23 protein-coding genes are annotated in these 19,663 nt (G+C 31.5%); 15 read left to right on the top strand and 8 right to left on the bottom strand.

Annotation, left to right across the window (positions count from 1 at the left end; translation table 11 throughout):
• Nucleotides 1-69 precede the first annotated feature (69 nt).
• The 3 genes from BST83_RS17400 to glmS are packed head-to-tail and all read left to right on the top strand — an operon-like array spanning nucleotide 70 to nucleotide 4,377.
• Nucleotides 70-879 (top strand): glycogen/starch synthase, encoded by an 810-nt coding sequence (locus BST83_RS17400; RefSeq protein ID WP_104811029.1) that lies wholly within the window; start codon nucleotides 70-72, stop codon nucleotides 877-879.
• A gap of 11 nt (nucleotides 880-890) precedes the next feature.
• On the top strand, nucleotides 891-2,486 hold the full coding sequence (locus tag BST83_RS17405; protein ID WP_104811030.1) for a DUF4270 domain-containing protein: 1,596 nt from the start codon (nucleotides 891-893) through the stop codon (nucleotides 2,484-2,486).
• Nucleotides 2,487-2,520: 34 nt separating this feature from the next.
• Nucleotides 2,521-4,377: a glutamine--fructose-6-phosphate transaminase (isomerizing) gene (gene glmS / locus BST83_RS17410; RefSeq protein WP_104811031.1), complete on the top strand. Its 1,857-nt coding sequence runs from the start codon at nucleotides 2,521-2,523 to the stop codon at nucleotides 4,375-4,377.
• 268 nt (nucleotides 4,378-4,645) lie between these two features.
• Here the strand turns inward: glmS and BST83_RS17415 are convergent, their stop codons facing one another.
• From BST83_RS17415 to BST83_RS17425, 3 genes are all read right to left on the bottom strand, one after another.
• Nucleotides 4,646-5,119, bottom strand: a complete 474-nt coding sequence (locus BST83_RS17415; protein ID WP_104811032.1) for a hypothetical protein — start codon at nucleotides 5,117-5,119, stop codon at nucleotides 4,646-4,648.
• 229 nt (nucleotides 5,120-5,348) lie between these two features.
• A complete protein-coding gene (locus BST83_RS17420) occupies nucleotides 5,349-5,957 on the bottom strand; it encodes an FAD-dependent oxidoreductase (protein ID WP_104811033.1) in 609 nt (202 codons plus the stop codon).
• Nucleotides 5,958-6,542, bottom strand: a complete 585-nt coding sequence (locus BST83_RS17425) for a MarC family protein (RefSeq protein ID WP_104811034.1) — start codon at nucleotides 6,540-6,542, stop codon at nucleotides 5,958-5,960.
• Nucleotides 6,543-6,631: 89 nt separating this feature from the next.
• On the opposite strand from BST83_RS17425, the gene BST83_RS17430 reads away from it, so the two are divergent.
• From BST83_RS17430 to BST83_RS17455, 6 genes are all read left to right on the top strand, one after another.
• A complete protein-coding gene (locus tag BST83_RS17430) occupies nucleotides 6,632-7,201 on the top strand; it encodes a DUF3109 family protein (RefSeq protein WP_104811035.1) in 570 nt (189 codons plus the stop codon).
• A 113-nt stretch (nucleotides 7,202-7,314) separates the two neighbouring features.
• Entirely contained in the window at nucleotides 7,315-8,049 is a 735-nt protein-coding gene (locus tag BST83_RS17435; RefSeq protein ID WP_104811036.1) for an energy transducer TonB, read from the top strand.
• Nucleotides 8,050-8,102: 53 nt separating this feature from the next.
• Nucleotides 8,103-8,849, top strand: a complete 747-nt coding sequence (deoC, locus tag BST83_RS17440; RefSeq protein WP_104811037.1) for a deoxyribose-phosphate aldolase — start codon at nucleotides 8,103-8,105, stop codon at nucleotides 8,847-8,849.
• Between the two features lie 7 nt (nucleotides 8,850-8,856).
• Nucleotides 8,857-9,426 (top strand): acyltransferase, encoded by a 570-nt coding sequence (locus BST83_RS17445; RefSeq protein ID WP_104811351.1) that lies wholly within the window; start codon nucleotides 8,857-8,859, stop codon nucleotides 9,424-9,426.
• A gap of 9 nt (nucleotides 9,427-9,435) precedes the next feature.
• Nucleotides 9,436-9,618 carry a hypothetical protein gene (locus tag BST83_RS17450; RefSeq protein ID WP_104811038.1) on the top strand — a complete coding sequence of 61 codons (183 nt, stop codon included), beginning with the start codon at nucleotides 9,436-9,438 and terminating at the stop codon, nucleotides 9,616-9,618.
• A 56-nt stretch (nucleotides 9,619-9,674) separates the two neighbouring features.
• Nucleotides 9,675-10,409 carry a YoaK family protein gene (locus BST83_RS17455; RefSeq protein WP_104811039.1) on the top strand — a complete coding sequence of 245 codons (735 nt, stop codon included), beginning with the start codon at nucleotides 9,675-9,677 and terminating at the stop codon, nucleotides 10,407-10,409.
• A gap of 295 nt (nucleotides 10,410-10,704) precedes the next feature.
• On the opposite strand, the gene BST83_RS17460 is transcribed toward BST83_RS17455, so the two are convergent.
• From BST83_RS17460 to BST83_RS17470, 3 genes are all read right to left on the bottom strand, one after another.
• Nucleotides 10,705-11,745 carry an NADP(H)-dependent aldo-keto reductase gene (locus BST83_RS17460; protein ID WP_104811040.1) on the bottom strand — a complete coding sequence of 347 codons (1,041 nt, stop codon included), beginning with the start codon at nucleotides 11,743-11,745 and terminating at the stop codon, nucleotides 10,705-10,707.
• A 113-nt stretch (nucleotides 11,746-11,858) separates the two neighbouring features.
• A complete protein-coding gene (locus BST83_RS17465) occupies nucleotides 11,859-12,761 on the bottom strand; it encodes an IS1595 family transposase (RefSeq protein WP_104811041.1) in 903 nt (300 codons plus the stop codon).
• A 67-nt stretch (nucleotides 12,762-12,828) separates the two neighbouring features.
• Nucleotides 12,829-14,016, bottom strand: a complete 1,188-nt coding sequence (locus BST83_RS17470) for a phosphoglycerate kinase (protein ID WP_104811042.1) — start codon at nucleotides 14,014-14,016, stop codon at nucleotides 12,829-12,831.
• Between the two features lie 150 nt (nucleotides 14,017-14,166).
• Between BST83_RS17470 and BST83_RS17475 the strand changes: the two genes are divergently transcribed.
• Nucleotides 14,167-15,309 carry a DNA polymerase III subunit gene (locus BST83_RS17475; protein WP_104811043.1) on the top strand — a complete coding sequence of 381 codons (1,143 nt, stop codon included), beginning with the start codon at nucleotides 14,167-14,169 and terminating at the stop codon, nucleotides 15,307-15,309.
• Between the two features lie 6 nt (nucleotides 15,310-15,315).
• On the opposite strand, the gene BST83_RS21765 is transcribed toward BST83_RS17475, so the two are convergent.
• Together BST83_RS21765 and BST83_RS17480 are read right to left on the bottom strand one after the other, a co-directional pair.
• Complete coding sequence (locus tag BST83_RS21765; protein WP_496559623.1) at nucleotides 15,316-15,489, bottom strand: DUF8622 domain-containing protein; 174 nt, start codon at nucleotides 15,487-15,489, stop codon at nucleotides 15,316-15,318.
• A gap of 29 nt (nucleotides 15,490-15,518) precedes the next feature.
• The gene (locus BST83_RS17480; protein WP_104811044.1) at nucleotides 15,519-16,103 is read right to left on the bottom strand and encodes a riboflavin synthase; all 585 of its coding nucleotides are present in this window, start codon (nucleotides 16,101-16,103) and stop codon (nucleotides 15,519-15,521) included.
• A gap of 58 nt (nucleotides 16,104-16,161) precedes the next feature.
• On the opposite strand from BST83_RS17480, the gene pdxA reads away from it, so the two are divergent.
• The 5 genes from pdxA to accB all read left to right on the top strand — a co-directional run bounded on the left by pdxA (nucleotide 16,162) and on the right by accB (nucleotide 19,655).
• Nucleotides 16,162-17,196: a 4-hydroxythreonine-4-phosphate dehydrogenase PdxA gene (pdxA, locus tag BST83_RS17485; protein WP_104811045.1), complete on the top strand. Its 1,035-nt coding sequence runs from the start codon at nucleotides 16,162-16,164 to the stop codon at nucleotides 17,194-17,196.
• An 84-nt stretch (nucleotides 17,197-17,280) separates the two neighbouring features.
• Nucleotides 17,281-17,817 carry a YceD family protein gene (locus BST83_RS17490; RefSeq protein WP_104811046.1) on the top strand — a complete coding sequence of 179 codons (537 nt, stop codon included), beginning with the start codon at nucleotides 17,281-17,283 and terminating at the stop codon, nucleotides 17,815-17,817.
• A gap of 1 nt (nucleotide 17,818) precedes the next feature.
• Complete coding sequence (gene rpmF / locus BST83_RS17495; RefSeq protein ID WP_104811047.1) at nucleotides 17,819-18,013, top strand: 50S ribosomal protein L32; 195 nt, start codon at nucleotides 17,819-17,821, stop codon at nucleotides 18,011-18,013.
• Between the two features lie 156 nt (nucleotides 18,014-18,169).
• Nucleotides 18,170-19,165, top strand: coding sequence for a beta-ketoacyl-ACP synthase III (locus BST83_RS17500; protein WP_104811048.1), 996 nt, complete (start codon nucleotides 18,170-18,172; stop codon nucleotides 19,163-19,165).
• A 25-nt stretch (nucleotides 19,166-19,190) separates the two neighbouring features.
• Nucleotides 19,191-19,655 (top strand): acetyl-CoA carboxylase biotin carboxyl carrier protein, encoded by a 465-nt coding sequence (accB, locus tag BST83_RS17505; RefSeq protein WP_104811049.1) that lies wholly within the window; start codon nucleotides 19,191-19,193, stop codon nucleotides 19,653-19,655.
• Nucleotides 19,656-19,663 lie beyond the last annotated feature (8 nt).

Genomic DNA, 19,663 nt, shown 5'->3' on the forward strand with positions numbered 1-19,663 from the left:
TACCATTTTAACACGATATTAGAAGAATAATTTGTATTTTTGCCAATCTTATAAAAATAGTTTGAATTAATGAAGGACAAGAGAATTTTATTTGTATCATCTGAAGTGGTTCCTTATTTACCAGAAACGGAGCTGTCTTCTACCGCTTTTATATCGGCAAAAAACGCTCATTCTAAGGGGGTTCAAACTCGTATTTTTATGCCTAGATATGGTGTAATTAATGAGCGAAGACATCAATTACATGAAGTAATTCGTTTATCTGGAATGAACTTAGTTGTAAATGATATAGACATGCCTTTGATAATTAAAGTTGCTTCGATCCCAAAAGAGAGAATGCAAGTTTATTTTATAGATAACGAAGAATATTTTAAAAGAAAAGCTGTTTTTACGGATGAAGACGATGAAATGTTTTCAGACAATGATGAACGTGCAATTTTCTTTGCGAAAGGAGTTGTAGAAACTGTAAAAAAATTAAACTGGGCGCCAGATATTATTCATGTTCATGGATGGATGGCCTCGTTATTACCGTTATATCTAAGGAGTTTTTACAAAGAAGAGCCGCTGTTTACAGAAAGTAAAATTGTGACTTCTTTATACAACAATGGTTTTGAAGGTGAATTAAGCGCAGACTTGGCAGAAAAAGTAAAGTTTGATTTATCGGAATCTGACAAGCTAGCAATAATACAAACACCAAACCATACCAATATTTTAAAAAGTGCGATAGAAAATTCTGATGCTATTATTCATGGAAGTGAAATAATCTCGGACGAATTGAGTTCTTTTATAGAACAAAAAGGAATACCGGTTTTAGAATATGAATCAGGGAATTTAAAGGAATCTTATTTAAATTTTTACGCTGAATTATTAGCGGCTAATTAATTGTTTATAAAGTGAGAAAAGTTATTATAAAGAGTGTTTATGTAGGTATTTTGTTGTGGTTTTTTTTAGCAACCATATCATGTGAAGAAGATTTTACAGACATTGGATCGAATGTTATAAGTAATACAAAATTTAGTACAAATTTCTTTAATATAGAAATTACTGCAGAAAATAGTATTCTGGAAAAAGTAAAGTCTGATAATATTACTAGAGAGCCTGGGCAATATTTATTAGGGGTTTATAAAAGTGCAGATTATGAAAAACTAGAGGCTTCAATGGTTTCTCAAATAGCAATAAGTGCAGGTTTAACCCTACTTGAAGCTGATACAATTGCAAAATATGAAACAAGTACAACCTCTATTATTACAACGATAGATACTGTTTTTATAAAACTACCTTATCAGGCTACTTTAATTGAAAGTACAGCAACAGGACCAAAATATACTTTAGACTCTATTGTGGGAGATCAAACTAAGGCGTTTACATTTAACGCATATCAGACAAGCACCTATTTAAGTAGATTAAACCCCGCAGATCCTTCTAAATTAAATAGTTACTTTTCTAATGATGTTTTTGATAAAAAAGGTGATGCATTAAACGCTGTGTCTAATTTTGAGTTTAAACCGAGTGCACATGATACGGTAATGATCATCAAAAGATGGGCAAGCAATAAAACACTTGTTACAAGAGATACCGTAAAATATTCAGCTTCAACATCAACAGTTGTCCCTCTGCCATTTGCTGCAATTCCTTTAAATGAAGACAAGTTTAAGCAACTATTTTTAGATAAATATGGTTCTTCAGATTTTGATTCACAAGATGCATTTAACGATTATTTTCGAGGACTTATTTTAGAGGCATCAGGAAGTGAAGGTTCGTTAATTTCGTTTAATTTCATTAATTTAGTTGCGGCTTTAAGACCATCTATAGAGGTTTATTATACCAATACAGCTATCAATACGCAATCAGGAGATACAATTAAAACATTTAGAAAAAATAATTCTTTTTTATTGTCTGGAGTTAGAAGTGCTATTTATAAGATGGACGAAAAAACATATCCTGTAAACAACGAAATAAAATTACAAGGAACAGCAGGAAGTGAAGCCTCAATAGATCTTTTTGGTCCAGACTTAGATAATAACGGTATTGCTGATAAAATTGAGGAATTAAGAGCTAAAAATTGGTTAATTAATGATGCGTCTTTATCATTTTATATAAATCAATCTTCGGATACAACCGCGATACCTTTCAGGTTGTATATGTATAAAACTGCAGATAATTCTAGTACAAGTGAAAATCTAACGCAAATAAAAGACTCCTATTCAGAGCCTAATTTTGGAGGCTTTTTAGAAAGAGATGCAAGCGGAAAAGCAGAAAAATATACTTTTAGAATAACAGATTATATTTCTGATATTTTAAGTGGTGCAGAAACTGTTTCATCAATTTTAAAATTAAAAGTTCATAATATATCGGATGATCCTATTTCTACTACTCTTTTTACAAATTACAATTGGAGTCCAAAAGTAATTACACTTTTAAATCAAGATGCTTTAAATGGAGATAAAAGAGCAATATTAAAAATTTCTTATTCAGAGAAAAAGAATTAATATAATTGAATTAACCAACCCAAAAAAAAATGTTATGTGTGGAATATCGGCCTATATAGGTTATAGAGAGGCTTATCCAATCGTGATTAATGGTTTAAAAAGATTAGAATACAGAGGGTATGATAGTGCAGGGGTAATGATCTATGATGGTGCTCAAATGCAATTATCTAAAACCAAAGGAAAGGTATCGGATTTAGAGCTTATTACGGATAAAGATGAAAAAAGAAAAAAAGGAAATATTGGTATCGGGCATACACGTTGGGCAACTCATGGAGTTCCTAATGATGTAAATTCTCATCCGCATTTATCTCAATCTGGAGATTTAGTTATTATTCATAACGGAATTATAGAAAACTATGATACTATAAAAAAAGAATTAATAAGCAGAGGTTATACTTTTAAAAGTGACACAGATACAGAGGTATTAGCAAATTTAATTGAAGAAGTAAAGAAAAATGAAGGTTGTAAATTAGGTAAAGCGGTACAATTAGCTTTAACGAATGTTGTTGGTGCTTATGCCATTGCTGTTTTTGATAAAACAAAACCAGATGAAATAGTGGTTGCTCGCTTAGGTAGTCCTATTGCTATTGGAGTAGGTAAAGACAATAAGGAGTTTTTTGTGGCCTCTGATGCTTCGCCTTTTGTAGAGTATACAAAAGATGCTATTTATCTAGAAGATGAAGAAATGGCTATCATTAAAATTGGTAAAGGAGTAAAAGTTCGTAAAATTAATGATGATTCTAGAGTAGATCCAATTATTCTAAAACTTCAAATGAGTTTAGATCAAATTGAAAAAGGCGGTTATGATCACTTTATGCTTAAAGAAATTCATGAACAGCCAAAAGCAATTACAGATACGTATAGAGGAAGATTATTAGCTGATAAAAATATGATTAAGATGTCTAGTATAGAGGACAATCTTGATCGGTTTTTAAATGCAAATAGAATTATTATAGTTGCCTGTGGTACTTCTTGGCACGCTGGTTTGGTTGCAGAATATCTTTTTGAAGATTTAGCAAGGATTCCGGTTGAAGTAGAATACGCATCAGAATTTAGATATAGAAACCCTATTGTAACAGACAAAGATGTAGTAATTGCAATTTCACAATCTGGAGAAACAGCAGATACGCTCGCTGCTATTAAATTAGCAAAATCTAAAGGCGCTTTCGTTTACGGAGTTTGTAATGTTGTTGGTTCTTCTATTGCCAGAGAAACGCATTCAGGAGCTTACACGCATGCAGGTCCAGAAATTGGAGTAGCATCAACCAAAGCGTTTACAACACAAATAACCGTGTTAACCTTAATTGCTTTAAAATTAGGTCAAGCAAATAAATCTTTATCAGATGATGTTTTTAAAAACTATCTAGATAAGATGCAATTAATCCCAGAGCAGGTTGAACAATTGTTGAAAATTGATGACCATGTAAAGTCGATTGCAGCGGTATATAAAGATGCGAAAAACTGTTTATACCTAGGAAGAGGTTTTAATTTTCCGGTTGCTTTAGAAGGTGCTTTAAAGTTAAAAGAGATTTCTTACATTCATGCAGAAGGATATCCTGCAGCAGAAATGAAACATGGACCAATTGCTTTAATTGATGAAAATATGCCAATTTTTGTTATTGCTACCAACAGGGGGCATTATGAAAAAGTTGTAAGTAATATTCAAGAAATAAAAGCGAGATCAGGAAAAATTATTGCTATTGTAACCAAAGGTGATACACAGGTTAGAGATATTGCAGATCATGTTATTGAAATTCCTGATACAGAAGAAGCATTAACACCATTATTAACTACAATTCCTTTTCAGTTGTTATCATATCATATCGCCGTAATGTTAGGAAGAAATGTAGATCAACCTAGAAATTTAGCAAAATCGGTTACGGTGGAGTAGTCGGCAGATATCTAGGTTGATTTCTTTCATTTTAAAGGTATTTCGACGGGTTTTAGGACTGCGGGAGTACTGTTTATTTTACCCGAATTTGTGACATAATTGTCGAGGGAAACTTTCAACTTTGTATTTTTAGTTCATGAGTCTGATCGGAGTGGTTATATGAAACCACTGTTCGATTTAAAATTGTTCTGAGAACTTTTGTTTTACCCTCAACAGTCCATTCAGAATAAGATCTAAAATATGAATCCAATAAGGTTAGGTTACTATATCAAGATGTTTGTCTTCCAATTCTTTTTCTCAATGAGTTAACGAGTTCAACTTCTAAAAAAACCTTTCTGAAATCATCATTCATTGAGTTTTTTAAAGACTTATATACGTTAGGACTACTATAACCTTTTAACAGATTTTGTTTTTCCACTTCCACTAAACCATTTGTAATGGTCTCCTTATTGTCCTTCAATTCACTAAGTCTATCTAAAACTCGTCGTTCTGATTGTTCTATTAATAGAGAGAATTCTAAATTATCATTTTCAATGGAAGATTTCAATGAGATGATTAAAGAATTAGGTTCTTTTAAAAGGTTCAAAACTGAATTCCATTGGAACTCTTCCATAGAACCTATGTTTAAAAACTTTTTCATATCACATTCTTCGTCTGATGTAGATAACATGTTAAAAGTTATCTCTGATAATGGACAATAGTAATGATGAACACCTTTGGTTTCATTTACTTTACCCTCCAATAGGTCTACTACAGTAACAATACATGACGTTTCTCAGTAAGAACTTTCTTTTAGCTCTATTAAACTGACCTCTTCTTTTTAGTTTTTTTCTCTAAACATCTTAATTTCTTGAAAAAGTTTTTTAAAAACATAAATCGCCAAGTATTTAATGAGCGCTATTTAATGAATATAACTCCACTCCATTTGACGTAATAAAATTAAAAATTAGAAGAGGCTTAAAATATGATTTTTACCATACTTTGTCGTGAATTTTGGTAGGATTATTATCGTTCCAAATTGTAAGAATATCTGTTGCAACACTAGCCCCGCTTCCTGCAGCTATTGCAAATTGACTTCTACAGCCAGCAATAGTTCCGCAACAATATAAGCCGCGTTGTATAAAATGATTTTTATTTTTTAATTGAATTCTATCTTTATCTGGATTTGCTTTTTCATGCGGAATAACAAACGCCTCTAAACCTTTTATTGAAAAGGGTTTTGAATAGTTTAAAGCCAGCACTACAATTTTTGATTGATAGGTAGTTTTATTAGTTGTTACTATATAATTACTATTAATTTCTTCTACGGATAAAACTTTCTCATTTTCAATTTGAGAAACAGCAGGATATAAATTTGATAAATGCTCTTTTCCGCTTATTAAAATATCTTTTCCTAATGTTTTTGGTTGCAAACCTAATACATTATTAAATAAAGCATTTTCTAAATGAGAAGTGCGTTGATGCATAATAATTGCTATTTTTTTATCCGCAGCAAAAGGTTTGTTCTTAGCTGAACCTAAAACAAGCGCACATTGCATTCCAGAAACACCACCACCAATAATTAGAGCATCAAAAATCATTTAGATAAAAAGCATTTTTATGTTTTGAGTAAAGAGTTTTACAGAAATAGCTAATAAAATCACACCAAATACTTTACGTATAATTTGTATACCTGTTACACCAATTAAACGTTCTATTTTAGAAGAAGTTTTTAAAACGATATATAAAAAGATAACATTTAAAATTACAGCGATTATAATATTTTGTACGGCAAATTCTGCTCGTAAAGAAAGTAACGTTGTTAAACTTCCTGGGCCAGCAATTAAAGGAAAAGCGAGAGGAAAAACGGTTGCAGTTACTGCTCCATGATTGGCATCATCTTTGTATAAAGTAATTCCTAAAATCATTTCTAAAGCAATAAAAAACAGAATAAAAGAACCTGCTACTGCAAAAGAATTTACATCAATGCCAATAAATTTTAATAAACTTTGTCCTAAAAACAAGAAAACGATCATTATTAAACCAGAAATTAGAGACGCTTTTTCAGATTGAATATGTCCTACTTTTTTACGCAAATCTATAATAATTGGTATGTTTCCAATAATATCGATTACTGCAAACAAAACCATAAAAGCAGTTAGAATTTCTTTGTAGTTAAAGTCCATAATAAAAAAAATTAATTTTTTGTAAAATTAGTCAACTAACTTTACGAATTAGTCAAAAATTAGAAAAAAATAATCTTATTTTTGCGAATATGTTTCAACTAGGAAAAACAATTGTTTCTGAGGATATTATTGAAAAAGATTTTGTGTGTAATTTATCTGCCTGCAAAGGTGCTTGCTGTATTAATGGCGATGCCGGCGCACCTTTAGAGAAAGAAGAAACCACAATTTTAGAAGAAATTTATCCGAAGATAAAACCTTTTTTACGAAAAAAAAGTATAGAAGTTATTGAAAAAGTAGGCACTTGGGTTACAAGTGAATCCGGCGAATTAGAAACACCTTTAATAGATGGTGCAGATTGTGCGTATGTAATTTTTGATAAAAATAAGACAGCGCTTTGTGCAATTGAAGAAGCATATAATCAAGGAGAGATTGGTTGGAAAAAACCAGTTTCTTGTCATTTATATCCTATCAGAGTTAAAGATTACAGTGAATTTTCTGCCGTAAATTATGATAAATGGGAAATTTGTGATGATGCCTGTACTTTAGGAAAAGAGCTTCAAGTGCCTGTTTATAAGTTTGTAAAACAAGGTTTGGTTCGAAAATTTGGACAGAATTGGTACGATGAATTAGAAAAAGTAGCCGAAAAACATGTAAAATAATTTTTTAAATTATACTATATAAATTTAGGACAGCATCAAATTTTTTGGTGCTGTTTTTTTTATGGCACGTTCTTTGGTTTAACAAAGTCTTAACATTTAAAAACTTTCTAATTATGAAAAACTTAAAAAAATTACCAACCAAACAATTAGAAAAATTCTCTAACATTTTTACACAGCTAGGCCTTGTAGTAGTGCTTTTTATCGTTTACCTAACGTTAGAGCACAAAACGGAGCAAAAGCAATTTGCAGTTTTAGATTTCGATCCTCCAGAAATTGTTGTTTTTCAGCCAGATCAAATTATTCAATTCACTAGGGAGGTAAAAGATATTCCAAAACCAAAAATTGCAGCTGTTTTTATTCCTGATGAACCAATTGAAAAGGGGAATAATGATATTATTGAATCCATCATTGATATACCAACAAAAACTATTGTACAAATTAATCCTGATGATATAATTGAAATTAAAGAGTTTGTTGAAGATCCAATAGAAACCGTGCCTTTTATAAACATCGAATTTGCACCAGTTTTTAGAGGATGTGAAGGTTTATCAAAAGAAGATAATAAAGTCTGTTTTGATAAGAAAATGAAGCAATTTGTGCAGCGTAATTTTAATTTAGAATTGGCAAGTGAAATAGGTTTGCAATCTGGGAAATATAAAATACAGACCCAGTTTATTATTGACAATCAAGGAAATGTAGTGGATATAAAAATTAGAGCACCACACCTTAAGTTAAAAAACGAAACGCTACAATTAATTGAAAAGCTTCCCAAATTTACTCCCGGAAAGCAAAGAGACAAGCCTGTAAAAGTTAAATATACGTTGCCCATTTCTTTTCAAGTAAATTAAAATTAACCCCAACTTTAAGTTGGGGTTTTTTATTATTTTGTATTTTTGAATTTATGAAAATCAATCAATTTTTAGATGCTACGTATTTAAAAACAGCATCACAGGCAAATATTTCTGAAGAAGAGAATCAGCAAAAAGTAGTTGACTTAATAGATGAAGCTATTTTGTATCATTATAAATTAGTGATGATTCGTTCAAAATACATTTCCTTAGCAAAAGAAATGCTTCTAAAAGTAAATGCGGATGTATTAATAGGAACTGTTATCGACTTTCCAGAAGGAAACTCATCCAAAGAACAAAAGTTAGAAGAAGCCAAAAAAGCAATTGCTTTAGAAGCCGATGAACTTGATTTTGTCTTAAATTATACTGCTTTTAAAGAAGGAAAAATTAATTTGATTAAAGCAGAGGTTTTTGCTGCCACTAAACTGTGTTTAGAAAACAACAAAGTTGCAAAATGGATTATAGAAGTTGCGGCCCTAACATCAGAAGAAATTATTGTAATTTCACAGTTGATAAAAGAAGTTGTACTTACAAATTTTGATGAAAATGCTGCTAAAAAAGTGTTCGTAAAATCATCTACCGGCTTTTTTAAAACCGAAGACAACAAACCAAATGGAGCGACTTTTGAAACCATGAAACTAATTTCTGAAAATGCAAAACCATTGCAAATAAAAGCTGCAGGTGGAGTTAGAGATTACGGAACAGCTTTAAAAATGATTTCTTTGGGAGTTGATCGAATTGGAACGTCATCCGCAAAAGAAATTTGCAATAAAGAAGAAAATGGTAACTCAAAATATTAAATTTCGTATGGATTATTTTGCACATGAAACAGCAATTATAGATGCTAATTGCAAGATTGGTAAAGGCACAAAAATTTGGCATTTTAGTCATATTATGTCCAATTGCGTTATTGGAGAATCTTGCAATCTCGGACAAAATGTGGTAATTTCTACGGATGTTATTTTGGGTAAAAATGTAAAAGTGCAAAACAACGTTTCTATTTACACTGGTGTTATTTGTGAAGACGATGTTTTTTTAGGGCCCTCAATGGTTTTTACAAATGTGATCAATCCTAGAAGTGCGGTTATCAGAAAAAATGAATATTTAAAAACAACGGTAAAAAAAGGCGCAACTATTGGTGCAAATGCAACGATTGTTTGTGGTAATACTATTGGTAAATTTGCTTTTGTTGGAGCTGGTGCAGTGGTTACAAAAGAGGTTTTGCCGTATGCGTTGGTTGTTGGAAATCCGTCGAAACAAATTGGTTGGGTGAGCGAATTTGGACATCGTTTAAAATTTGATGAAAAAGGTTTCGCGACTTGTAAAGAGAGTGGTGAAGAATATCAATTGAAGGATAATAACGTAACTAAAATTTAATATAGAAGTATGAAAGTGAAAGAAAATGATTTTTTTATTGATAAATTGATTCTAAAATATCAAACATTATCACACAAAGAAAAAACGCTTTTAAATATAAGTATTGCATTATTATTTGTACTTTTTATTATTGGATCATTCTATAATGGTGGTGAAATTCTTGGAAAGTTTTTATATACTGTTAGTCATTAACTTTTCTTAAAAGCTTCATTTCCTCGTTTTAAAATATTGAAAAAAATTAAACCATATTGTTTAGACATCAAGGCAAAAGTAGAACTTTAAAACACAATTTAAGAATCGCTTCTGTTTTGTCTTTTGTAGCCGGAATTGTAAATGTTACCGGTTTTTTAGCCTTTAAACAACTGGCAACAAATGTAACAGGGCATTTTGCTTTATTTATCACGGATGTTGCAGACTTTAAGTTCTGGAAAGGAACCATTTATTTTCTCTATATTTTTTCATTTCTCTTTGGTTCTTTTTCGTCAAGTTTTTTAATCGAGAAGTTCAGAGCAAATAGAAAGCTAAACGTTTTTGTTTTACCAACATTAATTGAATGTTTCATTTTAATGTCAATTGCGCTTATCAGTAATGTTGTAGATATAGATTATCCTAATTTAATCGTTTGTTTACTTCTCTTTGCAATGGGAATGCAGAACTCTTTTGTAACCAAAATTTCAAATGCAATTGTTAGAACAACGCATTTAACAGGGTTATTTACAGATTTAGGAATTGAACTATCTCAATTGTTTTTCCCAGAAACGCATCCGCATAGAGAAAAAATTAAAGCCACTATAAAACTGAGAATTTTTATAATTTGTTTTTTCTTTTTAGGAGGAATAATAGGCGGATACCTTTATTCTAGACTCGATTTAAAATTAAACACGCTTATTTTCGGAGCAATAATTTTGTTATTAAGTCTATTTTATGATGATTTAAGGTATAAAGTAATTAGAGCTCGAAGAAAATTTAAACATAGAAAGTAATTAACACAATGATTTGTCTAGAATCACTATAAGATTCAATGAAGGATAAACTTGTTTTAAAGCTGTAACGGGAAAAAATAATAAAGAATTTTTAAAGGATAAAGTAACACTAGAAAATTTGACTTTAGAGCAAAAAGAAGATGCATGATTGTTATTTCTGATGGAACAAGCAGACAGAAATAAAACGGTTAGTAAAGAACAGGTTTATAAAATTCTAAAATAAAAAAACCGAAGTAATTATTTTACTTCGGTTTTTTTTGCACTGCCAACTGAATATTAAAAACTGCTGACTAATCTATGGCGCCGGATTCGGAATTAAGTCGTGCACTGCATTTATTTCAGCAATAATTTCATCGGATAAATGAACATTAATGGAGTCGATATTCCCTTTTAACTGACTCATTTTTGTTGCTCCAATAATATTACTAGTTACAAATGGTAACTGATTTATAAATGCCAGAGACATTTGCGATAATGTTAAATTATGTTTTTTTGCAATTCCTAAATATTTTATCACAGCTTTTTCTGATCCTTCATTTTTATACCTAGCAATAAACCTTGGAAACAACGTTCCTCTTGCGCCATCAGGTAAATTACCATCTAAATACTTACCAGATAAAACTCCTTGCGCCAGAGGAGAATATGCCAATAAACCAATCTCTTCTCGCATAGAAACTTCGCTTAAACCCACTTCATAACCTCTATGAATTAAAGAATATGAATTCTGAATAGTTACTGGTTTTGGCAAATTGAACTCTGCTGAAGTTTGTAAATATTTCATGGTGCCCCAAGGCGTTTCATTAGACAAGCCAATGTGTTTTATTTTTCCTTGTTTGATAAGATCTTGCAAAGTTTCTAAGATTTCTAAATGTTTTTCTACTTCTTTAGAAGATGTTTTAAAAGGGTAATCTCTTACTCCAAAACAATTTACACCACGATCTGGCCAATGTAATTGATACAAATCTAAATAGTCTGTTTTTAAACGTATAAGACTTCCTTCTAGTGCTTCCGTAATATTTTGTTTATTGAATCCGCCAGTTCTAATGTGGGCTGTATAATCGCCGCCGCCAGCAATTTTACTAGCTAAAACAACTTTGTTTCTATTACCTGTTTTTTGAAACCAATTTCCAATAATTCTTTCTGTTTCTCCATACGTTTCTGCCTTTGCCGGAACAGGGTATAATTCTGCAGCATCAAAAAAGTTTACACCATTTTCAAGCGCATAATCCATTTGTTCATGTGCTTCTGCTTCTGTATTTTGATTTCCCCAAGTCATGGTTCCTAAACAAATTTTGGAAACTTTTGTATCTGTATTTGGTAATTTTGTGTATTTCATTTTTGATGTGTAATTGTTGATTTGTGTACGTGTAAAAATAAAGCTTAATATTTAATAAAAGAAAAAGCGTGTAATTTTAACAATTACACGCTTTAACAATTAAACTTTTTGAGTTATACGCTTAGCATCTGTTTTATTTGATTTTGATATATTGGTTTACTTTCTACCATTCTATTAATCGTTTTATGAAATATGCTGGTTTTAAATTGAGAGCGATTAATTCTAAAACAAAACTCATTAAAGTATGCTTGAATATGCCATTTACTTACATGAGTTGGTATTGCTCTCAACCATGACTTAACTTGCATAATCACAATGTGTAATTGTTTGAAATTAGCACCATTATTACTATATATTTGGTCAATGTCATACATCTCTTTTAAAGGTTGGTAACCTCTCCATTTATCAGTTACTATTTTAGCAGATGTGCTTATATGCTCTTCAAATATCGGGGTTAATGATTTTGCAGAATAGTCTTTGATGGATCTGATATAAACTCTTTTAACTTTATTGCCATCTGTTAATTCTACTGCGATAACAGCCTTTTTCTTTTTCGTATCATAACTTCTTCCTTGTTTGCCTTCTTCTTTCCCTCCAACAGTAAATTCATCAACATGGATTAATTTCTCTAAAGGATATTTTTGACTGCTTTTCATTGCTTTACGCACTTTTTGCATGAAATACCACGCTGTTCCTTGGCGAATGCTAAAACGTTTTCCCATTTGAATACTTGAAATACTTTTACTACTTGTACTCATTTCAAAAACCACACAAAAGGCTTTTTGCAATCCAAATTTAACTTTATGAAATAAGGTGTTTGCAGTGGCGCTTTCTAAGTGTTGACAGTTATAACAATGGTATCTATAATCTACTTTTTCACAGCCTTTGGTATGACCACATTTCATACAAGTAAATCCATCTTGCCATTTTATTTTGGCTAAATACGCTTTACAAGCAGCATCATTTGGTAATTCTTTTATAAAGTTTAGTATATCTTGACCTTCAAATTGTTCCATATCTCCTGTTTTAAAGGATATAATATATGGAAATTAAATGACTAACTCAATAAACTTTTATACTTATTTATTTTAAAATTGCTTCAATGCCTGGTAACGTTTGTCCTTCTAACATTTCTAACATTGCGCCACCACCAGTAGAAACATAGCTTACTTTTTCTGCAAAGCCAAATTGTTTAACAGCGGCAACAGAATCTCCACCACCAACTAAAGAAAAGGCTCCGTTTTTGGTTGCTTTGTCAATAGAATGCCCAAGTGCAATAGTACCTGCAGCAAACGATTCCATTTCAAAAACTCCTAAAGGTCCGTTCCATAAAATAGTTTTACATTTATTTACAACATCGTCAAAAATTACTCTAGATTTTGGTCCAGCATCAACGCCTTCCCATCCATCAGGAATTTTATCAATATCACAAATTTGTGTATTAGCATCGTTGCTAAAATCATCTGCAGCAACCACATCAACAGGAATGTGAACTTGCACATTTTTAGCTTTTGCTTGTTTTAAAATTTCAAGGGCTAATTCCATTTTATCATCTTCGCAAATTGAGTTTCCAATTTTTCCTCCTTGTGCTTTCACGAAAGTAAAACTCATTCCGCCACCAATAATTAAATGATCAACTTTGTCTAAAATATTTTCAATTACCGTAATTTTTGAAGATACTTTTGCACCTCCTAAAATTGCTAGAACTGGTTTTTCAGAGTTGTTTAAAACTTTATCGATACTTTCAATTTCTCTTGCTAATAAGTTCCCAAAACATTTATTTCCTTCAAAAAATTGTGCAATAATGGTAGTTGATGCATGCGCTCTGTGAGCAGTTCCAAAAGCATCATTTACATAAATATCTCCTAATTTAGAAAGTTGTTTTGCAAAAGCAACATCACCTTTTTCTTCTTCTGCATAAAAACGAAGATTTTCTAATAATAAAACCTCTCCATTTTCTAAATTAGCAACAGCTTCTTCTGCCTTTGCGCCAATACAATCATCAACAAATTTTACTTTTACTCCAATAATAGTTGTGATTTCATCAACAATATGGCGCAAAGAAAATTCCTCTTGTTTTCCTTTTGGACGCCCTAAATGCGACATTAAAACGCAACTTCCGCCGTCTTTTAAAATCTGAATAATAGTTGATTTTGCAGCTTCAATTCTAGTAGCATCTGTAACTTCAAATTTGTCATTTAAAGGCACATTAAAATCTACACGTATAATTGCTTTTTTATTTTCGAAATTAAAATCTTTCAGTGTTTTCATTATTGTTGGTATTTTCAACAAAAATACTTTTTTATTTACGGTTATTAAAATTGATAACTCAAAATTTAAGATAACGTTTGCGTAATTTAAATTGTTTAAAATTTGCCTTGAATTCTAGAATTAGTGCGGAACAAATTTTTATATTTGTAAATGCTTTTCAACCAAATTATAGGTCAAGAACATATTAAAAAACATTTGCAACAATCTGCTGAAAATGGCAGAGTTCCGCATGCACAATTATTTGTGGGTAAAGAAGGTTCTGGGACATTGCCAATGGCGATTGCTTATGCGCAGTTTTTATTATGTAATTTTTCTGATGCTGTTGATTCTTGTAATATAAAGTGTAATAAATTACAACATCCAGACTTGCATTTTGCATTTCCTGTAACTACGAGTGATGCTGTGAAAAAACATCCTGTAAGTGATTTATTTTTAGAAGATTGGCGTCATTTTGTTGCCGACCAACCCTACGGAAGTTTATTTAATTGGTTGCAACAAATTGGAGTAGAAAACAAGCAAGGATTAATAGGGGTTGATGAAGCGGAAGCTGTTGTAAAAAAATTACAATTAAAAAGTTACGAAGGCGGATTTAAAGTAATGATTATTTGGATGGCAGAAAAAATGAACATTGCTGCTGCCAATAAATTATTAAAACTGATTGAAGAACCGCCGAATAAAACTGTTTTTTTGCTGATTACAGAAAATGAAGAACAGATTATAAATACAATAAGATCACGTTGCCAAGCCTTACATTTTCCTGCATTAAGTGAACAAGATATTGCAAATACGTTGGTTGTAAATCATCAAGTAGAAGACAAAGAAGCTATAAATATTGCACATCAAGCAGAAGGAAACTTTAACAAAGCGTTGCATTTAATGCAAAATGATGCTGCTGATTTGGTTTTTGAAGAATGGTTTATTGCTTGGATTAGAACTGCTTTTAGAGCCAAGGGAAACGCAGCCGTTGTGCAACAATTAATTTCTTGGTCTGATACGATTGCAAAAACAGGACGTGAAACTCAGAAACGGTTTCTAGAGTATTGTTTACAATTTTTTAGACAAGCATTATTAATGAATTATAAGTCTGATCAGTTGGTTTTTATGGAAACAAAGTCTAGCTTTGATCTTTCTAAATTTGCACCTTTTGTGCATTCTGGAAATATTCTAGACATAGAAAAAGAGCTAAATGACGCCATGTATCATATAGAAAGAAATGGAAATGCAAAAATTATTTTGCTAGATCTTTCTATGAAGTTAACGCGTTTTTTGCACAATAAAGAAGAGAAAGTTTAGGTGGATTTATTTTTTCCAAGTGCCACCAAAAACATAATTTGGGTTTTCTTTTTTTAAATTTAATACGCATTCTTTGCAGGCAAAAATCCATTTTTTGGTAAACTCATACTGAATTCTATACATAATTGAGAAATCTTTTTTACATATTTCACAGTATTTAATTCTAGGTTTCGTTGCCATTAAAACTCCTTTCGTTTTTAAAATTGAAATTACAAGTTAGTTAATCTTGCTACATATTTGCCAATTACATCGAATTCTAAATTTACAACATCGTTAACTTGTAAGGTTTTAAACGTGGTATGTTCCCAGGTATACGGTATAATTGCAACACTAAATTCGTCTCTTTTAGAATTCACAACCGTTAAACTGATGCCATTTATAGTAATAGAACCTTTCTCTATGGTGATGTTGTTTTTGCTAGATGTGTATTTAAAAGTACAAACAGTACTTCCATTTTCATCTTTCATGTTTGTGCAAGTTCCGGTTTCATCCACATGCCCTTGAACCATATGGCCGTCCAATCGATCGCCCAATTTCATAGCGCGTTCTAAGTTTACGATATCGGCTATTTTTAATTTACCAGTATTGGTTTTATCCAACGTTTCTTTAATGGCAGTTACGGTATATTCATCCTTGTTAATGTTAACAACCGTTAAACAAACGCCATTATGCGCCACACTTTGATCTACTTTAAGTTCATGTGTGATGCTACTTTTTATGGTTAAATGTGCATTTTCTTGTTCTTTTACAACGTTTGTTACTGTGCCAAGTGTTTCTATAATTCCTGTAAACATATCTCTAAAATTTCGTTACTTTTGTAGACATCAAAAATAGCAATATTACAAGAGTTATATGGATAAATCTGATAAAATAATCGTTGGAATTTCAATTGGAGATTTAAATGGAATTGGCATTGAAGTAATTTTGAAAACATTTGAAGACAAAAGAATGTTGGATTTTTGTACTCCGGTACTTTTTGGATCTACAAAAGTGATTTCCTATCATAAAAAAGCTTTAGAAATCGAAACTGCAGTTCACGGAATTACCGCAATAAATCAAATTAATCATTCTAAAATTAATATTTTAAACATTTGGAAAGAAGAAGTTGAAATTGAATTAGGTACCGCAACTAAAATTTCTGGAGATTATGCTGCAAAATCATTAGCATCAGCGGTAGCACATTTAAAAGATAAGACAATTGATGTATTGTTAACGGCGCCCATCAATAAAGAAAATATACAATCAGAAACATTTAATTTTCCTGGTCATACAGAGTATTTAGAGGCGAATTTAGAAGGTAAAAGTTTAATGATTTTAATGACAGATGAATTGCGAATTGGCTTAATAACAGGTCATATTCCAATTGCTAAAGTAGCAGAGTCTATTACGCCAGCATTAATTAAGAGCAAAGTAGAAACGATGCATGCATCATTACTTCAAGACTTCGGAATTAATAAGCCAAGAATTGCTGTTCTATCTTTGAATCCGCATTGTGGCGATAAAGGCGTAATTGGTGCAGAAGACGACGAAATTATTAAGCCAACAATAGACGAAATTAAAGAAACAGGCAAGTTAGTTTATGGCCCTTATGCCGCAGATGGCTTTTTTGGATCGGAAACATACAAACAATTTGATGGGGTTTTGGCAACCTATCACGACCAAGGTTTAGCACCTTTTAAAGCGTTGTCTTTTGGTAAAGGGGTTAATTTTACTGCAGGCTTAAATGCAGTTAGAACCTCGCCAGATCACGGAACAGGTTATGAAATTGCAGGTAAAAATAAAGCAAATCCGTCGTCATTTATTGAGGCATTGTTTACCGGAATTAAAATTTTTAAAACAAGAAAAGAGTATTTAGAACTCACTCATAATCCGTTGATTATAAAATAAAAATAAACATTCTTCTTTTTTTGATATAAAATATTGCAGAAATACATTTTTTTGTATCTTTGCCCGCTCAATTGATGTTTGATAATGAAAGGTTTGAAAGAATTCACGATACCGTTTGTAGGGTTAAAAGAAGGGAAACACCTATTCAATTACACAATTGATAATAAGTTCTTTGAAACTTTTAATTTTGATGATTTTAATAGTTCATCAATAAAAGTTTTGCTAACATTCGTAAAAAAGAGCACATTATTTGAGCTTGGTTTTACCGCAGAAGGTACTGTTGAGGTTCCCTGTGATATATCAAATGAGTTATATCATCAAGAAATAGATGCAAAGTTACCAATAGTAGTAAATTTTGGTCCAGAATATAATGATGACAATGAGGATATTTTAATTTTACCTCATGAAGCATATGAGTTAGATGTGTCTCAATTTATTTACGAAATGATTGTTTTAGCAGTTCCTAATAAAAGAGTTCATCCAAAGGTTTTGGATGGAACAATGGAATCTGAAGCACTAAAGAAATTAAAAGAATTACAAATAAAAGAAGTGAAAACTGTAGATAATACAGACCCAAGGTGGGATAAATTAAAGAATTTAATAACAGAAAAAAACACATAAAATGGCGCATCCTAAAAGAAAAATATCTAAAACAAGAAGAGATAAAAGGAGAACACATTATAAAGCAGCTGATCAACAAATTGCAACAGACCCAACAACTGGAGAGGCTCATTTATATCATAGAGCTCACTGGCACGAAGGAAAATTATATTACAGAGGTCAGGTTGTTTTAGAATCTGCAACAGCAGAAGTTTAAAAACATCTTTTTTAAAATACACCGAAACCCTCAATTTTGAGGGTTTTTTTACGTGTTTCAGGTAAAAACCATCTCTTTTGATGATTTTTAACCAAAAAAGTGAAATATTTTTCACTACTTTTGACCGTTCTAAACTTTAGAAACTAAACCTTACTTATGACTAAAATCACTGCAGCAATTACAGCCGTGGGAAAATATGTTCCTGATTATATCCTAACTAATAAAGAATTAGAGAAATATGTAGAGACTAATGATGAATGGATTACATCAAGAACAGGAATTAAAGAAAGAAGGATTTTAAAAGGCGAAGGACTTGGTACTTCTTACATGGCAATAAAAGCTGCAGAAGATTTATTGAAAAAATCGAATACAAAACCTGAAGACATCGATTTGGTAATTGTGGGTACCGCAACACCAGATTTACCAGTAGCATCAACCGCTGCTTATGTAGCTTCAGAGATTGGAGCAACAAATGCTTTTGCGTACGATTTACAAGCTGCATGTTCTAGTTTTTTATACGGGATGTCTACTGCAGCTAGTTATATAGAATCTGGTAGATATAAAAAAATACTTTTAATTGGTGCAGATAAAATGTCATCGATTATAGATTATGCAGACAGGGCAACTTGTATTATATTTGGTGATGGAGCAGGAGCTTCTTTATTTGAACCAAATAACGAGGGTTTAGGTTTGCAAGATGAGTATTTAAGAAGCGACGGAATTGGAAGAGATTTTCTAAGAATAGAAGCTGGTGGCTCTATTATGCCTGCTACAGAACAAACGGTAAAGGATAAAAAACATTTTGTATATCAAGAAGGTAAAACGGTTTTTAAATACGCAGTTTCTAACATGGCAGATGTATCAGAAAAAATGTTAACGAGAAATAATCTTACAGAAAAAGATATTCAGTGGTTAGTTCCGCATCAAGCAAATAAAAGAATAATTGAAGCTACAGCTAATAGAGTTGGTGTTGCACCAGAAAAAGTGATGATGAATATTCATAAATATGGTAATACGACATCAGCAACTTTACCTCTTTTATTAGCAGATTATGAAAATCAATTAAAAAAAGGAGATAATTTAATTTTCGCAGCATTTGGTGGAGGCTTCACTTGGGGAGCAATTTATTTAAAATGGGCATATAATTCGTAAAAAAAACAACTAAACAATAAGAAGCATGGATATTAAAGAAATTCAAAATCTTATAAAATTTGTAGCTAAATCTGGCGCTAGCGAGGTAAAGTTAGAAATGGAAGATATTAAGATTACCATTAAAACGGGTACAGAAACTACAATAGTGCAAGCTGCGCCAATGGCAAGCGTACCTCAAGTAGCTGATGCGGCAACTGCGCAGTCCGCTGCAGAAACAGTAACGGTTATTAAAGCTGATGATGATTCCAAATACCTAATTGTTAAATCGCCAATAATTGGTACTTTTTACAGAAAACCATCTCCAGACAAATCTAATTTTGTAGAGGTTGGTACAGAAATAAGCGCTGGTGATATCGTTTGTGTTATCGAAGCAATGAAATTATTTAACGAAATTGAATCTGAAGTTTCAGGTAAAATCGTTAAAGTTTTAGTGGATGATTCTTCTCCTGTAGAATACGATCAACCATTATTTTTAGTAGATCCATCTTAATTTTAGAT

It is taken from the genome of Polaribacter filamentus, assembly GCF_002943715.1.
In the GTDB taxonomy this organism is placed as follows: Bacteria; Bacteroidota; Bacteroidia; order Flavobacteriales; family Flavobacteriaceae; genus Polaribacter; species Polaribacter filamentus.

Excerpts from the sequence above, each read along its gene's own strand:
- BST83_RS17435 (WP_104811036.1), top strand. The coding sequence starts at position 7,315 with ATGAAAAACTTAAAAAAATTACCAACCAAACAATTAGAAAAATTCTCT.
- BST83_RS17475 (WP_104811043.1), top strand. The coding sequence starts at position 14,167 with ATGCTTTTCAACCAAATTATAGGTCAAGAACATATTAAAAAACATTTG.
- BST83_RS21765 (WP_496559623.1), bottom strand. The coding sequence starts at position 15,489 with ATGGCAACGAAACCTAGAATTAAATACTGTGAAATATGTAAAAAAGAT.
- glmS (WP_104811031.1), top strand. The coding sequence starts at position 2,521 with ATGTGTGGAATATCGGCCTATATAGGTTATAGAGAGGCTTATCCAATC.
- BST83_RS17450 (WP_104811038.1), top strand. The coding sequence starts at position 9,436 with ATGAAAGTGAAAGAAAATGATTTTTTTATTGATAAATTGATTCTAAAA.
- BST83_RS17425 (WP_104811034.1), bottom strand. The coding sequence starts at position 6,542 with ATGGACTTTAACTACAAAGAAATTCTAACTGCTTTTATGGTTTTGTTT.
- BST83_RS17470 (WP_104811042.1), bottom strand. The coding sequence starts at position 14,016 with ATGAAAACACTGAAAGATTTTAATTTCGAAAATAAAAAAGCAATTATA.
- BST83_RS17490 (WP_104811046.1), top strand. The coding sequence starts at position 17,281 with ATGAAAGGTTTGAAAGAATTCACGATACCGTTTGTAGGGTTAAAAGAA.
- BST83_RS17500 (WP_104811048.1), top strand. The coding sequence starts at position 18,170 with ATGACTAAAATCACTGCAGCAATTACAGCCGTGGGAAAATATGTTCCT.
- accB (WP_104811049.1), top strand. The coding sequence starts at position 19,191 with ATGGATATTAAAGAAATTCAAAATCTTATAAAATTTGTAGCTAAATCT.
- BST83_RS17400 (WP_104811029.1), top strand. The coding sequence starts at position 70 with ATGAAGGACAAGAGAATTTTATTTGTATCATCTGAAGTGGTTCCTTAT.
- BST83_RS17460 (WP_104811040.1), bottom strand. The coding sequence starts at position 11,745 with ATGAAATACACAAAATTACCAAATACAGATACAAAAGTTTCCAAAATT.
- BST83_RS17445 (WP_104811351.1), top strand. The coding sequence starts at position 8,857 with ATGGATTATTTTGCACATGAAACAGCAATTATAGATGCTAATTGCAAG.
- BST83_RS17480 (WP_104811044.1), bottom strand. The coding sequence starts at position 16,103 with ATGTTTACAGGAATTATAGAAACACTTGGCACAGTAACAAACGTTGTA.
- BST83_RS17430 (WP_104811035.1), top strand. The coding sequence starts at position 6,632 with ATGTTTCAACTAGGAAAAACAATTGTTTCTGAGGATATTATTGAAAAA.
- pdxA (WP_104811045.1), top strand. The coding sequence starts at position 16,162 with ATGGATAAATCTGATAAAATAATCGTTGGAATTTCAATTGGAGATTTA.
- BST83_RS17465 (WP_104811041.1), bottom strand. The coding sequence starts at position 12,761 with ATGGAACAATTTGAAGGTCAAGATATACTAAACTTTATAAAAGAATTA.
- rpmF (WP_104811047.1), top strand. The coding sequence starts at position 17,819 with ATGGCGCATCCTAAAAGAAAAATATCTAAAACAAGAAGAGATAAAAGG.
- BST83_RS17420 (WP_104811033.1), bottom strand. The coding sequence starts at position 5,957 with ATGATTTTTGATGCTCTAATTATTGGTGGTGGTGTTTCTGGAATGCAA.
- deoC (WP_104811037.1), top strand. The coding sequence starts at position 8,103 with ATGAAAATCAATCAATTTTTAGATGCTACGTATTTAAAAACAGCATCA.